16 protein-coding genes are annotated in these 14956 nt (G+C 37.8%); 4 read left to right on the plus strand and 12 right to left on the minus strand.

Annotation, left to right across the window (positions count from 1 at the left end; translation table 11 throughout):
* The first annotated feature begins 65 nt into the window (after nucleotides 1–65).
* Together YQ22_RS07580 and arfB are read left to right on the plus strand one after the other, a co-directional pair.
* Nucleotides 66–1058, plus strand: a complete 993-nt coding sequence (locus YQ22_RS07580; RefSeq protein ID WP_071340697.1) for an ABC transporter ATP-binding protein — start codon at nucleotides 66–68, stop codon at nucleotides 1056–1058.
* 94 nt (nucleotides 1059–1152) lie between these two features.
* Nucleotides 1153–1554: an alternative ribosome rescue aminoacyl-tRNA hydrolase ArfB gene (arfB, locus tag YQ22_RS07585; RefSeq protein ID WP_071340698.1), complete on the plus strand. Its 402-nt coding sequence runs from the start codon at nucleotides 1153–1155 to the stop codon at nucleotides 1552–1554.
* Nucleotides 1555–1565: 11 nt separating this feature from the next.
* Here arfB and YQ22_RS07590 read toward each other — a convergent pair whose 3' ends face one another.
* From YQ22_RS07590 to pdxA, 10 genes are all read right to left on the minus strand, one after another.
* The gene (locus YQ22_RS07590; protein WP_071340699.1) at nucleotides 1566–2894 is read right to left on the minus strand and encodes a GntP family permease; all 1329 of its coding nucleotides are present in this window, start codon (nucleotides 2892–2894) and stop codon (nucleotides 1566–1568) included.
* A 104-nt stretch (nucleotides 2895–2998) separates the two neighbouring features.
* The gene (locus YQ22_RS07595; RefSeq protein ID WP_232231360.1) at nucleotides 2999–3394 is read right to left on the minus strand and encodes a 3-oxoacyl-ACP synthase; all 396 of its coding nucleotides are present in this window, start codon (nucleotides 3392–3394) and stop codon (nucleotides 2999–3001) included.
* A gap of 61 nt (nucleotides 3395–3455) precedes the next feature.
* Complete coding sequence (locus YQ22_RS07600) at nucleotides 3456–4067, minus strand: hypothetical protein (protein ID WP_071340700.1); 612 nt, start codon at nucleotides 4065–4067, stop codon at nucleotides 3456–3458.
* A gap of 171 nt (nucleotides 4068–4238) precedes the next feature.
* Complete coding sequence (locus tag YQ22_RS07605; protein WP_071342532.1) at nucleotides 4239–5354, minus strand: NAD(P)/FAD-dependent oxidoreductase; 1116 nt, start codon at nucleotides 5352–5354, stop codon at nucleotides 4239–4241.
* Between the two features lie 85 nt (nucleotides 5355–5439).
* A complete protein-coding gene (gene accC, locus YQ22_RS07610; RefSeq protein WP_058104668.1) occupies nucleotides 5440–6792 on the minus strand; it encodes an acetyl-CoA carboxylase biotin carboxylase subunit in 1353 nt (450 codons plus the stop codon).
* Nucleotides 6793–6876: 84 nt separating this feature from the next.
* A complete protein-coding gene (gene accB / locus YQ22_RS07615; RefSeq protein ID WP_058104667.1) occupies nucleotides 6877–7374 on the minus strand; it encodes an acetyl-CoA carboxylase biotin carboxyl carrier protein in 498 nt (165 codons plus the stop codon).
* A 30-nt stretch (nucleotides 7375–7404) separates the two neighbouring features.
* Nucleotides 7405–8400, minus strand: coding sequence for a beta-ketoacyl-ACP synthase III (locus tag YQ22_RS07620; protein WP_071340701.1), 996 nt, complete (start codon nucleotides 8398–8400; stop codon nucleotides 7405–7407).
* A 233-nt stretch (nucleotides 8401–8633) separates the two neighbouring features.
* Nucleotides 8634–8831, minus strand: a complete 198-nt coding sequence (gene rpmF / locus YQ22_RS07625) for a 50S ribosomal protein L32 (RefSeq protein ID WP_058104665.1) — start codon at nucleotides 8829–8831, stop codon at nucleotides 8634–8636.
* A gap of 7 nt (nucleotides 8832–8838) precedes the next feature.
* On the minus strand, nucleotides 8839–9369 hold the full coding sequence (locus tag YQ22_RS07630; RefSeq protein WP_071340702.1) for a YceD family protein: 531 nt from the start codon (nucleotides 9367–9369) through the stop codon (nucleotides 8839–8841).
* A gap of 122 nt (nucleotides 9370–9491) precedes the next feature.
* Complete coding sequence (gene pdxA / locus YQ22_RS07635; protein ID WP_071340703.1) at nucleotides 9492–10544, minus strand: 4-hydroxythreonine-4-phosphate dehydrogenase PdxA; 1053 nt, start codon at nucleotides 10542–10544, stop codon at nucleotides 9492–9494.
* A gap of 60 nt (nucleotides 10545–10604) precedes the next feature.
* Here pdxA and YQ22_RS07640 point away from each other — a divergent pair, with 60 nt between their 5' ends.
* A complete protein-coding gene (locus YQ22_RS07640; protein ID WP_071340704.1) occupies nucleotides 10605–11189 on the plus strand; it encodes a riboflavin synthase in 585 nt (194 codons plus the stop codon).
* A gap of 8 nt (nucleotides 11190–11197) precedes the next feature.
* Here YQ22_RS07640 and YQ22_RS07645 read toward each other — a convergent pair whose 3' ends face one another.
* Together YQ22_RS07645 and YQ22_RS07650 are read right to left on the minus strand one after the other, a co-directional pair.
* Nucleotides 11198–12286 carry an acyltransferase family protein gene (locus YQ22_RS07645; RefSeq protein WP_071340705.1) on the minus strand — a complete coding sequence of 363 codons (1089 nt, stop codon included), beginning with the start codon at nucleotides 12284–12286 and terminating at the stop codon, nucleotides 11198–11200.
* Nucleotides 12287–12293: 7 nt separating this feature from the next.
* Nucleotides 12294–14105, minus strand: coding sequence for a sodium:solute symporter family protein (locus YQ22_RS07650; RefSeq protein ID WP_058104660.1), 1812 nt, complete (start codon nucleotides 14103–14105; stop codon nucleotides 12294–12296).
* Between the two features lie 75 nt (nucleotides 14106–14180).
* Between YQ22_RS07650 and YQ22_RS07655 the strand changes: the two genes are divergently transcribed.
* Nucleotides 14181–14936, plus strand: a complete 756-nt coding sequence (locus YQ22_RS07655) for a sulfite exporter TauE/SafE family protein (protein ID WP_071340706.1) — start codon at nucleotides 14181–14183, stop codon at nucleotides 14934–14936.
* Nucleotides 14937–14956 lie beyond the last annotated feature (20 nt).

A 14956-nucleotide genomic window follows, 5' to 3' on the forward strand; every position in this document is an offset into this window, starting at 1 on the left:
ATTATCGAAAAATCCGTTTCAAATTGGAACGGATTTTTCAATTTTACAGTTCTAAGCACAAAAGCATGTTACGAGTAGAGAACCTATCATTTTCTTATGACAAACTTCCAGTATTAGCGTCTATCGATCTGCGTATTCAACGTGGTGAACATGTGGCTATCATTGGAGAAAGCGGTTGCGGAAAAAGCACCTTGTTGAAGTTAATGTATGGGCTAATGGATCTGGAACAAGGTGAGATTTTTTGGGAAGATGAGCCAATTTTAGGTCCTGCATTCAACTTGGTTCCAGGTATGCCTTTTATGAAATATCTTTCTCAAGATTTTGATTTAATGCCTTTTATCTCTGTGGCAAAAAATATTAGCCAATACCTTTCTGTTTTTTATCCAGATGAATTAAAGGAAAGAACTCAAGAGCTTTTAGAGATGATAGAACTCACAGCATTTGCAGATAAAAAAGTAAAGACACTTAGTGGCGGTCAACAGCAACGTGTAGCACTGGCAAGGGTTCTGGCTCAAAAACCAGAGGTATTGCTTTTAGATGAACCTTTTAGCCATATTGACAATTTTTTAAAGAACAGTTTACGCCGTAACATCTTTAATTATTTAAAAGAACATAGAATTACGACTATTGTTGCCACGCATGATGTTAACGATGTTCTACCGTTTGCAGACAGAGCTGTTGTACTACGTGATAACAAGATCATTGCAAGAGCAAGACCTATGGAGTTATATAAAAACCCTAAAAGCTTATATGTAGCATCGCTCTTTGGTGAAGCCAGTATGATTTCTATAGATGTGCTTAAAACGTATGCCAATACCAAAAGAAAAATAATTGTTTATGCACATGAGTTTAGGGTTTCACCCTCCTCTGGTTTTCATGTTACCGTAGAAAAAGCATATCCTATGGGCAGTCATTATTTAACCGAAAGCAAGAGTGATGACAATGAAACTATCTATTTCAATGCGGACAAGCTATACCCTAAGGGGAAAGAGGTGTTTTTAAATGTAGCCATTGAAACCATCAATCAGCGTATACAAGAAGCTGCATCTAATCTATAGAGTAATAGCTATGTTTTCAAATTCATAGTATAGTATCTATTACGCCACTACATAGAACGCTTTACTTTTTGACTACATTTACAAAAAGCATATTGTGAACCAAGAACAAATTCTTAATGAACTCCAGTTTAAAGCCATTAGAAGTAGTGGTCCCGGTGGTCAGCATGCAAATAAAGTCTCTTCTAAAGTAGAATTGTCGTTTCAGATAGCAGCTTCTGACGGACTCACAGAACGACAGAAAAAAAGGCTTCTTTTAAAATTAGGCAACAAACTCAGCAAAGAGGGCATTTTGATTTTACAGTGCGATGAATCCCGTAGCCAACACAAGAATAAAGACTTGGTCATTAAAAGATTTTTTAAGCTTCTGGAAAAATCATTGATCATTCCCAAAGCACGAAAGAAAAGTAAGCCCACCCGTTCTTCTATAGAAAAAAGATTGAAAAGCAAGAAAATTGCTTCGCTCAAAAAAATTAACCGAAGTAAACCGGATTTTTAAACGCTGTATTTCTAAACGAATATAGTGTAGAATACAAATACAGTTATTGCTCCTGTAAGACCAAGAACGCCCGTACCTAATCCAAAAAGTCGATATCCTGTTTTTACGTTCATACCACTCATTTGTGTTACCACCCAAAAAAAGCTGTCGTTCGCATGGGAAATTACCGCAGAACCCGCCCCAATAACCACTACGACCAAAGCTTTTTGTATTTCTGTATCAAAACCCAAAGAGGCCATCATAGGCATTATGATAGATGCCGTAGTTACCAATGCTACGGTAGATGAACCTTGTGCAGTTTTTAAGGCCGCAGCTAAAACAAAAGGAAGAAAGATACCCATATTATAATCGGTCAAGGTTTGCCCAAGAATATCGGCTATACCAGAGTTCTGTAAAATTTTACCAAAAATTCCTCCAGCTCCAGTAATTAAAAGTATAGACGCAGCGTCTTTGATAGCCTTACCTACCCACCCCGCAGAAGAAAGCATATCGTAATTTAATTTTTTGGGCAAGAGCAGGCATAAGAATACGCCGATCAATAAAGAAATAACCGGCTCACCCACAAAATTGATGAAATCCAAAAGTCCGTTTTCTTGCCCAATGTTCATGGAATTCAAGACGGATTTCAAGACAATTAATAAAATAGGGACCAAAATAGGAATAGAGGCCTTTAAAGCGCTTGGCGAATCTTTAATTTCTGATTCTGCCTCTAGCGCATCTTCAACATTGGGCGTTATCATTGTTTTTGAAGCATACTTTTTGGCAAATATGATACCGACAACCAAAGCGACTATACTGGTGGGAAATCCAAAAGCGATGACCAAACCTAAATCTGCACCCAAAATACCTGCCGCCGCTATAGGACCGGGTGTTGGTGGTACCATAGTGTGCGACGCCATTAAACCCAAACCCAATGCTATTGCCGGACCGGCAATGGAGATTTTGGCTTTCTTGGAAAGACTTTTATTCAGAGGATGTAGCAACATAAAACCACTATCCGCAAATACGGGAATAGATACGATATAACCAATAATACCCATTGCCGTGGGTACCCGTTTTCTACCTATCCACCCCAAGACTTTTTCTGCAATTGCAAATGCACCACCGGTATGCTCCAAAAATGCACCAATAATTACTCCCAGTACAATAATCAGCCCTATTTTACCAAGTGTACCCCCAAAACCATCATTTATAGATGTAATGATATCGCCATAAGGCATACCAGCAAAAATGCCGTATAAAATAGATATGATAAACAAGGCTAAAAAAGCATGGATCTTAAGCTTAGTCGTCAATATAATTATGGCAATGACTGCAATAAGTAAGTAGAATATTTCCATGATTTACTGACTAAAAATTTACTTGAATCAAATGTTACCTGTGATTAAAAAAAGCTATTTAATATAGCACTATAAGTTAGCTAAAATTTAAGCACAAAGGTTCATCAATGAACATCAATGATAGTTAGTTCTTTACCATTAAAACTAAAAACATCCCCTACTTTTTTACCAAAGACAAGCTTACCAATAGGCGTTGCCGCAGAAATACAGTAGACGGACTTACCCGTACCCTTAAATTCGCCTGCTGATATAGCAATGAAATATATGAACGAGTCTGTAATGACAAGACTTCCCAAACCTACAGTTTCTGGACTTCCTTCCTTTGGGACCTTAGATAATAGTTGCTGGGTTTTTTCAAGTTCAGCCAGCTGCTGCCCTAGTTTTTCCCGTTCTAACTGAATCATGGCACGGCCGGTTTCATGCTTGTCACCAGCACTACTTTTGGTCTCTGAGGTTAAAGCCGTTTCAAGTTCCTTGATCTGACCTTGAATTCTCGCCAACCTCTCGTTAACGAAAAGAACACAAAAGTTGTAAGCGTCTTTTTTTAGATTTTTAAGTGAATCAATTTCCTTCAATGTGGTACAGATCTGCCAGTTTATAGATCAAGTAATTTACAATTTGATTATCACTTTCACCAGCACTGAGCATCTTTTGAATCTCAATTTCATTTTCTGCCTTAAAATATTCCAAATCACCAGAGCGGTCTTCGCTAAAAATATTCCAAGATTTTAATCCGCTAAGCATTGCTTTATGTGCTTCATAGCGTTTTGTAATCGCTTGCACCCTCTTCTTGTCTACTTTTAGTGCTGTATCATTATCCTTTAGCATCTTGTAGTCTGCTGTAATTTTAGCATCTGCTTTTTCCGCTTCGGTAATAATTTTAAAATAGGCTTTTGAAACTAAAGACTCATATGTGGCATTGAATCCGGAAACCTTTGTTTCCTCTTCTGCTAAAGTCACTTCAGTGTCTGTACTGGCATATAAATCATCTTTGGCATACTCATTATTTGAAATGAGAGATTGTTTCCATGCTTCGCTCTTAATATGCTCTTTCCATACCCTGGCATATTCTCGCTGATAATCGGTTTTTGTCAATCCACAACTTGTTAAACAAGTAAAACCCAATACAACTGATAGTACAGCCGTAGCAATTCTATTAAATAATGTTCTCATATAGTATACATGCTATTACAAACCTTCTTAAAAGTTCACTGTTCTAGGGCAAACTTATAAGCGCACTTAGGGTAATAGATAATCTGAGGGGGCATACAATTTATAAATAAAAACAAGAGTACACCTCTCTTTTGGACAAGATTTAAAAAAACAGGTTAAATGGTGCATTTATTAGTTGACCAAACGTGCTAATTTTTTACCAATTGTAGTACCAATGGCAATGCCCATACCACCTAAACGCACACCACAAAATACATTAGCAGATACTTGTTTTACAATGGGTTTCTTTTGTTGACCAACACCCATAATACCGCTCCAACTATAATCTATTTCAAATGCCGTTTCAGGTAAAATGATATTGGAAAGCAGCTCTTTAAGTTTATTTTCTACCAAACTTGTAGTTCCAAACTCGGTTGTCTCCTCTGTTTTAAAATCTAGGTTTCTTCCGCCGCCCAATAAAATACGGTCATCAATATTTCTAAAATAATAATACCCTTCTTCTAAGTGGAACGTGCCTTTAATGGCCAAATTATTTACCGGTTTTGTAATTAACACTTGTGCTCTTGCCGGTTTTACATTTTCTGATAGTAATTGGGCGGCAAAACCATTTGTAGCTATTAACAATTTCTTAGTCACAAATTCTATGTCGTCTGTTTTAACCGTTACGGACGATCCGGAATCTTCAAAAGTTTTCACCTGTGTTGAATTTAGGATTCTGATGCCTTTTTGATGTGCTAATTGTACCAAAGAACACATCATTTTACCCGTGTTTATTTGTCCTTCAAAAACTTGTGAAATGTAGTTTTTATGAAGCCTTTTAAAACCAAAATCATTTGGAGCTATTTTGAAAGCATTCTTTTTAAACACAGGGTGTAGTAACTCATTGACGGTTTCCATCTTCTGTATACATCTTTCATATAAGGCCAAATCTTTTTCCAGAAATAATTCATGTCCACCATTATTTTGATATCCTATGGCAGCATCACCCAAAATACTACGAAGCGATTGTATGCCATTGAACCTATCTTGTACCAATTGCACCACTTCTAGTTCTGTATGTGTTTTAAGGTCCGATAAGATTTCTGAAATACTGCCAAAACAGGCAAAACCAGCATTCTTTGTACTAGCGCCTTGCGGCAGTTTTCCTTTTTCCAATACTAGAATATGTGCTTTTGGATGCTGCCTACGCAATTCTAAAGCACAATTTAAACCTACTATACCACTACCCACGATTGTAAAATCGATATTAGAAAACCATGATGTACGTTCCCAGTAGCTTAGATCCATAGTACTATTTTGATTGTGATATAAGATAGAAATTCCATCACAAAATAGAATAAAAAAAACTCCAACATTGCTGTTGGAGTTTTTATTAATGTTCTTTTGGAGGATCCATTTTAAAATCATCCATAAAGGCCGTAGTATAATTACCCGCCAAATAATCTGGGTGATCCATTAATTGCCTATGAAAAGGTATGGTGGTTTTAATCCCTTCAATTACGAACTCATCTAAAGCGCGTTTCATTTTATTGATTGCCTCTTCCCTAGTTTGGGCGGTGGTAATCAACTTAGCGATCATTGAATCGTAATTTGGAGGAATACTGTACCCACTATACACATGGGTGTCCATACGAACTCCATGACCACCTGGTGTATGCAAGGTCGTAATCTTACCCGGCGATGGTCTAAAATTATTATAAGGATCTTCTGCATTAATTCTACATTCTATGGAGTGTAATTTTGGAAGATAATTTTTACCAGAAATTGGCACACCAGCGGCTACCAATATTTGCTCACGAATTAAATCGTAATCTATAACCTGCTCCGTAATTGGGTGTTCTACCTGAATACGTGTATTCATCTCCATAAAATAGAACTTACGGTGCTTGTCTACCAAAAATTCAATGGTACCTGCACCTTCATATTTTATATACTCTGCTGCTTTAACCGCAGCCTCACCCATTTGCTCCCTTAACTTGTCTGTCATGAAAGGTGAAGGAGTCTCTTCTGTTAACTTTTGGTGACGACGTTGTACTGAACAGTCTCTTTCAGATAAGTGACATGCCTTACCGAATTGATCACCGACGATTTGAATTTCAATATGACGAGGTTCTTCGATCAGCTTTTCCATATACATACCACCGTTACCAAAGGCAGCGGTAGCCTCATTTACGGCACTATCAAAAAGCTCTTCCATTTTGTCTTCAGACATTACGGCACGCATTCCTTTACCACCACCACCGGCAGTAGCTTTGATCATTACCGGGTAGCCCATTTTTTTGGCTACTTTCTTGGCATCGGCAACATCTTTTAAAAGACCATCTGAACCAGGTACACAAGGTACACCTGCCTCTTTCATGGTTTGCTTGGCCGTAGCCTTATCACCCATACGATCAATTTGATCGCCAGATGCTCCAATAAATTTTATATCGTGTTCTGCACAAATACGTGAGAACTTTGAGTTTTCAGATAGAAAACCGTACCCTGGGTGTATTGCATCTGCATTGGTTATTTCAGCAGCAGCAATAATGTTAGGGATCTTTAAATAAGATTCGCTACTAGCGGCAGGACCAATACAAACAGCTTCATCTGCAAAACGAACATGCAAACTTTCTTCATCGGCCTTGCTATAAACGGCTACCGTTTTAATACCCATTTCTTTACAGGTACGGATAACACGCAAAGCGATTTCTCCCCTATTGGCAATCAGTATTTTTTTAAACATCTTTTAAATTTTAAGTTCTTGGTTCTACATGATTCTTACACACCGTTCAATAACGGCATCTAACAATGACTACTCAAAATTTAGTTAAGAAGGGTCTACCAAAAATAATGGCTGATCAAACTCAACTGGAGAAGAGTCATCTACCAAAATCTTGACAATTTTACCAGAAACTTCAGATTCTATATCATTGAACAATTTCATTGCCTCAATAACACAAAGTACATCGCCGGTCCCTATAGTATCTCCTACCTCAACAAATACTGGTTTGTCTGGAGAAGGTTTTCTGTAGAAAGTACCAATGATCGGAGATTTGATCGTGATGTATTTATCATCATCCGCTTTTTTCTGCTCAGCTTCAGATGCGGCCGCTGCAGGTGCAGCTACTTCTGCCGGTGCAGCTGCTACAGGAGCAGGTACGGCAGGTTGAGCCATAGGCATTGTATGCACATAGGTTGGCTCAGAATTACCAGTTAAGCTTCCGGTACGGATGGTAATCTTTATATCATCCGTCTCGAGTTTTACCTCGCTAGCGCCAGACTTGGCAACAAACTTGATAAGGCTTTGAATTTCTTTAATATCCATATTTCTCTAAGTTATAATTGGTAGTTGATGTTAGTTATACGCCCATTTAAGGTAGATAGAACCCCAGGTAAAGCCGCCACCAAAGGCTGCGAAAACCAAGTTATCCCCTTTTTTAAGCTGTTTTTCGTAGTCGAAAAGTAAAAGTGGTAATGTACCGGATGTGGTATTACCGTAGCGCTGAATATTCATCAACACTTTTGAATCATCTACACCCATTCTTTTTGCTGTGGCATCAATGATTCTCTTATTAGCTTGATGTGGCACCAACCAGTCAACGTCTGACTCGGTAAGATCATTTCTATCCATGATCTTGGCCGCTACATCTGCCATATTGGAAACCGCAAATTTGAACACTGTTTTTCCTTCCTGAAAAATATAGTGTTTTTTATTGGTTACACTTTCAATTGTGGCCGGCATTAAAGATCCACCGCCTTCCATGCCTAAAAATTGTCTTCCTGTACCATCTGCCCTAAGGTATTCATCTTGTAGACCCAAGCCTTCGGTATTAGGTTCAAAAAGTACTGCTCCGGCACCATCACCGAAAATTATACAGGTTGTTCTATCTGTATAATCTATTATAGATGACATTTTATCTGCACCTATAAGTAATACCTTTTTATATCTACCTGTCTCAATATGCCCGGCAACTGTTGACATTCCAAAAAGAAAACTGGAACATGCCGCCAATAGATCATAAGCAAAGGCGTTTACAGCCCCAATTTCAGAGGCTACAAAAGCTGCCGTAGAGGCTACCATACTATCTGGTGTAGCGGTAGCTACAATGACCAAATCTATTTCGGCAGCATCAAGCCCTTTCTTTTCCATAAGGTCTTGGGCCGCCTTAACGGCTAAATATGAAGTACCTTCCCCTTCTTCCTTTTTTAACACCCTTCTTTCCTTAATACCTGTTCTGGTAGTAATCCATTCATCATTGGTGTCAACCATTTCCTCAAGCATTTTGTTCGTCATTACAAACTGGGGAACATAGCCTCCTACTGCGGTAATAGCTGCTGTAATTTTGGTCATACTTTATTTGCTTTCTTGTAAAAAACTTAAAAAACGAGTCAAAAGTCATGAAAATTAGTGATTTTCAACGACTTTTCGCCTAAAGTTATCGGGTTTTTGAAAAATTGCAATTGATAGCACTAAGGCTATAACCTTTTAAATTATCTGAGTTACAAAGTGATAAAATACAAATTGGACTAAAAAAAACTCCCTACTTCTAATGAAGTGGGAGCTTAGTATATTGTAAAAAAGTCTTAAGCTTCTGCTTCTTCGGTTTTATCAACCAAAACTTGACCTCTATAATGTAATTTACCTTCGTGCCAGTGTGCTCTGTGGTAAAGGTGTGTTTCACCTGTAGTAGAATCTTTTGCTAAAGTAGGTGCTACCGCTTTATAATGAGTTCTTCTCTTGTCTCTCCTTGTTTTGGAAATTTTTCTTTTAGGATGTGCCATTTAAACCTTATTTATCCGTTAATAGTTTCTTTAATTCATCCCATCTGGGATCGTTTTCTTCTTTGTTTGATCTTTTCTCTTTTGGTTGAAGCTCGTTCAATTTGTCCAACACTTCAGATTGTAAAGTGCCATCTTCAATACCAGGGTGTATTCTTTTTTGCGGAACCGCTAACACCAACATTTCATACACATACTGTGCAATGTTCAATTGATGTTCACCATGAGGAAGAATCAAAATTTCATCATCTTCATCGTTATACTCCTCACCGAATTTTACCACCAAACGTAAATCTCCACTTATGGACTGATCGTATGGTTCACTGGTAATATCACAAGCTACATTAACTGTTCCCGATGCGTTCATATCAACCTCCATCATGGTACTTGTTTTATGAAGTACTACATCTAAATTGATGCTGGCTGCGTTAAATTCATCGTATCCAAAAGAATCAAAGAACGTATTGTCAATCTGGTAATTAAAGTTGTGTTTTCCTTGCTTCAAACCTGAGAAAGGAATATTGAACTCCTTTTGCTTCATCACGTACACACTTAAATTAACACTAATCGCCCATAAAAGGCGGGTGCAAAGATACTATTATTTTAATAAAAGACAATAGTTATCAACTATTTATCTTTATAACTTTTTTATTGTACCAAAATTTAACGTTCTCTCTTTAAACGCTGCTTTTTTAATACATCTTGTGTTAGCTCTTGATATTCTGTTCTGTTCTTAAAAATGTTCAATGCCATGAACACAGCTTCTTTAAAAGAACTTTCATCTGCAACACCTTTACCAGCTATCTCAAATGCGGTACCGTGATCGGGTGAAGTTCTTACTTTATTCAATCCGGCGGTAAAATTGACTCCTTGCCCAAACGATATTGTTTTAAAAGGTATAAGACCTTGATCGTGATATGCCGCTAAAATAGCATCGAATTTTTTATAGGCGTCAGAACCAAAAAAACTATCGGCAGAATATGGACCAAAGACCAAATGTCCCTTTTCGGCCATTTCTTTTATGACAGGTTTTAAAACTTTATCATCTTCTTTGCCTATTACTCCATTATCACCACTATGCGGATTAATACCCAACAAAGCTATTTTTGGCTTGCGAATACCGAAATCCATTTTCAATGATTTCTCTATGGTGTTGATCTTATCACGTATTAACCTAGGTACTATAGCGGCAGATACATCCTTTACGGCCACATGATCTGTAAGCAAACCAACCTTTAACGTATCTGTAACCATAAACATTAGACTTTCACCTTCTAGCTCTTGCGCTAAAAAATCTGTATGCCCTGGAAAATTAAACTCCTCAGATTGTATATTGTTCTTATTGATGGGTGCCGTTACCAATACATCTATATCTCCATTCTTTAAAGCTTCCACTGCTGCTTTTAATGATTTAATAGCATACTCGCCACCTGCTTTGGTCGCTTGACCAAAATCAACCCTAGGCACTTCTTTCCAAACATTTACAATATTGATTTTATTATCTATTGCTTTTGAAGCATGAGGTATACCATTGAAAGCAATATTTAATTTTAATTGTTTCATTTGAAAGGAAACGGTCTTATTTGAGGCAAAAATAACCGGTGTGCAAAAATCTAACATTCTACTGTCCTCGAATGTTTTTAAAGCGACCTCACAACCTATACCATTTAAGTCTCCTATAGAGATACCTAACCTTATTTTCCTATTTTCGTCCATGATAATCTGTACCTTTGTACTCAATTTTGAATTTTCAAAATTACTTAAATTAAACGACACATGTTTACGGGAATTATTGAAACATTAGGTAAGGTCACCGCTCTTGAACCTAAAGGTGGCAACTTGGACATTAAGATAGCATCTAGTTTAACTCCAGAGCTTAAAATTGATCAAAGCGTAGCTCATAACGGTGTTTGTTTAACGGTCGTTAGCCTTACGGATACTACTTATACGGTTACCGCAATTGCCGAAACGTTGAATAAAACCAACCTTGATACACTTAAGATAAATGATACGGTCAATCTTGAACGTGCTATGATCTTGGGCTCTAGGTTAGATGGGCATATTGTTCAAGGCCATGTAGATCAGACCGGGGAATGTACAAGTGTTCGAGAAGATAATGGAAGCTGGATTTTCTCTTTCACCTATGATGCGGCAACTGGTAACCCCACTATTGAAAAAGGTTCTATTACTATAGATGGTACAAGCTTAACTGTAGTAAATTCTGGCAAGAATACTTTTGAAGTTGCCATTATACCTTACACCTACGAACACACTAGGTTTAACACCTATAAACCGGGCACCATTGTAAACTTGGAATTTGATGTTATTGGCAAGTACGTAGCAAAATTGATGATTAAGTAAGCCTATTGCTACACCTTTATAAATATCTTTTTCTGATATAGGATATAGCCCACAAGACTATAGAACAGTACTACACTTAGCCCATATAATAAGGATGAAGTTTCTAGTGCAAGAAAGTCATGGACATATACTTTTTGAAACAACCAACCGTGTAATGAGGTGTCGCCCACTTGTATTTGACCCATCACCTTGCTAATGAAGCTAGAAAGAAAATATATTACAATAGCATTTGCTCCTGCATATCTGAATATAGATCCATATTCAATTTTCTTTACATCTGTCAGGTAATATATAAGTGCCAAAATAAGGTTTGCCCAACCTGCAGTGACCAATACAAAACTGCTTGTCCATAGTGCTTTGTTAATAGGAAACACTAAATCCCACATATGCCCTATGATCAAGAAGCTGCCGCCTATGCCCATTAGAATAGTCGCTTTCTTTTCTTGCTTAGCGGTTAGTATCAATCCTGTAAATACCCCTAATAAAGAACTGGCAATAGCTGGTACTGTACTTAACAAGCCTTCTGGATCGTAATCTGCCTTATAGTTATGCGTACCAAAAACTTTTACATCTATCCAGTTTGCCAAATTATTGGGTGCTCTTTCCAAGGTGGATGCCACTCCTTCTACAGGAACGAACGTCATTAATAACCAATATCCTATTAGTAATACCGCCGTTACCCAAATTAGTTTTTTCCAACTTAGGTTAATAAACAAAATAGCTGTTAAAAAGAATACCACTCCTATACGTTGTAATACCCCAGGAAATCTAATGTCACTGAAATTTTTAAAGAATGGGTAATGAATTAAAAATGCCCCTAAGAAAAGACCCAAAGCAATTAACTTCATTGCCCGGATCCCAATTTTTCTATATGCTTTTGCATCAACCGTTCTGTTCTTATATGAAAAGGCTATTGATGTACCAACAATGAACAAGAAGAACGGAAAAACCAAATCTGTTGGTGTATAACCGTGCCAATCTGCATGTAAAAAAGGCCCGTACACATTTGACCATGTTCCTGGTGTATTCACCAATACCATTAACAGTATGGTAGCTCCTCTAAAGATGTCGACCGAAACAATTCTGTCCTTCTTCATGTTGATCTTATAAAATATTGCCTTTTAAGCGATTCCATGCTTTTACCAGCAATACACCTGCTATTATTGAAACAACCGTTAATACGATTGCTTGGGTAGTTCTACCATAGATCCAATATCCGGTAGCGAACATGATCGAATAAATCAATAATACACCTAATAACATTGCGGTTACCCCTGCAGGTACACTCCACTTTTCCTTATCCTTTACAATTTCCACTGCATCGGTTTTTGCTTCATCAACTACTTTGGACCAACCCGGCCCACCTGGTTGTATTTTTCTGTAGAAGCTTCTCAACGTTTCATTAGACTCTGGCTGCGTCATAAATGTAGCGATCAACCAAATAATGGTCGTTACCACTACTATAAATATATACTCTGACCAATCTGGCAACAAACCTGTTTCGGTAGCAAATAAATATGCACCTACGGGAGTTAATTTTAAGATGATAGAAATAATACCCGATGCAAACATTGCCGTAATCTCACTCCATGCATTAATCCTCCACCAGAACCATCTAAGTATAAAAATCAACCCTGTACCTGCTCCGAATGCCAATAGGACATCGAACAGCTGTAATGCGTTTTGTAGCAATAATGCCAGTGCAGCACTGAATATCATTAATACTACGGTTGAAATTCTACCTACCGCTACCAATCGCTTTTCAGATGCATTAGGATTGATCTGTTGTTTATAAAAGTCATAAACAATGTATGAAGAGCCCCAGTTCAATTGGGTACTAATGGTACTCATGTAGGCCGCCACCAAAGATGCTAGAACAACTCCTAACAATCCGCTTGGTAGTTTGGTCAACATTGCCGAATATGCTAAATCATGACCTAATTTATCTGCCGTTACATTTGGGAAAGCTTCTTGTATGCTCGCCAAATCTGGGTAAACCACTATAGAAGCCAATGCCACTAAAATCCATGGCCAAGGTCTTAATGCGTAGTGCATAATATTAAAAAAGAAGGTTGCCCCAATAGCATGGTTCTCATCTTTTGCCGCCAACATACGTTGTGCAATATAACCACCACCGCCTGGCTCGGCACCTGGATACCAAGAACTCCACCACTGTACGGCCAGCGGTATTATAAATAAAGTTATCAATGCTTTCTTGTTACTGAAATCTGGCAATATGTTCAATTTCTCTGTTACATTTTCATTCGCCATTAAAGCTTCAATTCCTCCAACTTCAGGAATATTCACTAAATAATATGCTGCTCCTATGGCACCGGCCATGGCAACAAAAAACAAAAGGAAATCTGTATATACCACACCTTTAAATCCGCCTAAGGCACTAAAGGTAACCGTTATAAGACCTGCACTGACCACGGTTTGCCATGGTTCTAGACCCAGCATTATACTACCTATTTTAATTGCCGCCAAGGTTACCGCAGACATGGTAATCACGTTAAAAATAACGCCCAAATAAACCGCCCTGAACTTTCTTAAAAAACTTGCCGGCTTACCACCATAGCGCATTTCATAAAACTCTAAATCTGTATTTACGTTAGATTTACGCCAAAGTTTGGCATAAACGAAAACGGTCAACATACCGGTAATCAAAAAACACCACCACACCCAGTTCCCCGAAACTCCGTTAGTACGAACAATATCTGTTACCAAATTGGGGGTATCCGTTGAAAATGTTGTCGCTACCATTGAAAGACCAAGTAACCACCATGGCATTGTACGGCCCGATAGAAAAAATTCTGAAGAGTTTTTGCCTGATTTCTTAGACACATATACTCCTATTCCTAAGACAAGAGAGAAGAAAACTATAATAAATGCATAGTCTAATGTACTGAGTTCCATAAGTTGGTTTTAGGTTGATTGTTAAAGATATATTATTTTAGAACATTTTTATATCTAATACGCTAAACGTACTACGTGCTACTATCAATAACTTCTGAAATTACCCCAACGGCTTGGATTCTTGCTTCTATAGCCACCTTTATTATAGGATTATCCAAAGCGGGAATAAAAGGCATTGCCGTTTTAAACGTTACGATCATGGCGTTAGCATTTGGCGCAAGACAATCCACGGGTATGGTAGTACCGTTACTGGTCCTCGCCGATATTTTTGCAGTAATTTACTATAACCGATACACACAATGGAAATATGTTTTTAAAGTGCTACCATGGATGTTGGTCGGACTTTTAATAGGGGTGTTTGTTGGTAATGGGCTGCCTGAGAAGTTTTTTAAAATAGCAATGGCCACCATCATCATCATTACCGTAGGTATGATGTTCTATTGGGACCGTAAAAAAGATAAGAACGTACCATCACATTGGTCGTTTGCAGGTTCTATTGGTACCATTGCAGGTATTACCACCATGGTGGGAAATTTGGCGGGAGCTTTTTCCAATATTTATTTTTTAGCCATGCGCCTACCTAAAAACCATTTTATTGGCACTGCGGCTTGGTTGTTCTTGATCATAAACATTATTAAACTACCCTTTCACTTTTTTGTTTGGAAAACCATTTCCGTAGAGTCGTTACAATTAAACTTGATGCTCTTGCCTGGCATTCTATTAGGTTTCTTCGTAGGGGTCAAATTTATTAAATACATTAAAGAAGCATTTTTCAGAAAAATGATTTTAGTGTTGACCGCTGTAGGAGCAGTGCTTATTATGCTTAGTTAAATCTTCCTTATTTTCAAATA

Origin of the sequence: Maribacter sp. 1_2014MBL_MicDiv (assembly GCF_001865655.1) — a bacterium.
Lineage (GTDB): Bacteria > Bacteroidota > Bacteroidia > Flavobacteriales > Flavobacteriaceae > Maribacter > Maribacter dokdonensis.

What these genes read in the sequence shown, in the direction of transcription:
- YQ22_RS07605 (WP_071342532.1), bottom strand. Translation starts at nt 5,354, where the DNA reads ATGGATCTAAGCTACTGGGAACGTACATCATGGTTTTCTAATATCGAT.
- YQ22_RS07600 (WP_071340700.1), bottom strand. Translation starts at nt 4,067, where the DNA reads ATGAGAACATTATTTAATAGAATTGCTACGGCTGTACTATCAGTTGTA.
- YQ22_RS07640 (WP_071340704.1), top strand. Translation starts at nt 10,605, where the DNA reads ATGTTTACGGGAATTATTGAAACATTAGGTAAGGTCACCGCTCTTGAA.
- YQ22_RS07580 (WP_071340697.1), top strand. Translation starts at nt 66, where the DNA reads ATGTTACGAGTAGAGAACCTATCATTTTCTTATGACAAACTTCCAGTA.
- YQ22_RS07650 (WP_058104660.1), bottom strand. Translation starts at nt 14,105, where the DNA reads ATGGAACTCAGTACATTAGACTATGCATTTATTATAGTTTTCTTCTCT.
- pdxA (WP_071340703.1), bottom strand. Translation starts at nt 10,544, where the DNA reads ATGGACGAAAATAGGAAAATAAGGTTAGGTATCTCTATAGGAGACTTA.
- YQ22_RS07645 (WP_071340705.1), bottom strand. Translation starts at nt 12,286, where the DNA reads ATGAAGAAGGACAGAATTGTTTCGGTCGACATCTTTAGAGGAGCTACC.
- rpmF (WP_058104665.1), bottom strand. Translation starts at nt 8,831, where the DNA reads ATGGCACATCCTAAAAGAAAAATTTCCAAAACAAGGAGAGACAAGAGA.
- YQ22_RS07620 (WP_071340701.1), bottom strand. Translation starts at nt 8,400, where the DNA reads ATGACCAAAATTACAGCAGCTATTACCGCAGTAGGAGGCTATGTTCCC.
- YQ22_RS07630 (WP_071340702.1), bottom strand. Translation starts at nt 9,369, where the DNA reads ATGAAGCAAAAGGAGTTCAATATTCCTTTCTCAGGTTTGAAGCAAGGA.
- accB (WP_058104667.1), bottom strand. Translation starts at nt 7,374, where the DNA reads ATGGATATTAAAGAAATTCAAAGCCTTATCAAGTTTGTTGCCAAGTCT.
- accC (WP_058104668.1), bottom strand. Translation starts at nt 6,792, where the DNA reads ATGTTTAAAAAAATACTGATTGCCAATAGGGGAGAAATCGCTTTGCGT.
- YQ22_RS07590 (WP_071340699.1), bottom strand. Translation starts at nt 2,894, where the DNA reads ATGGAAATATTCTACTTACTTATTGCAGTCATTGCCATAATTATATTG.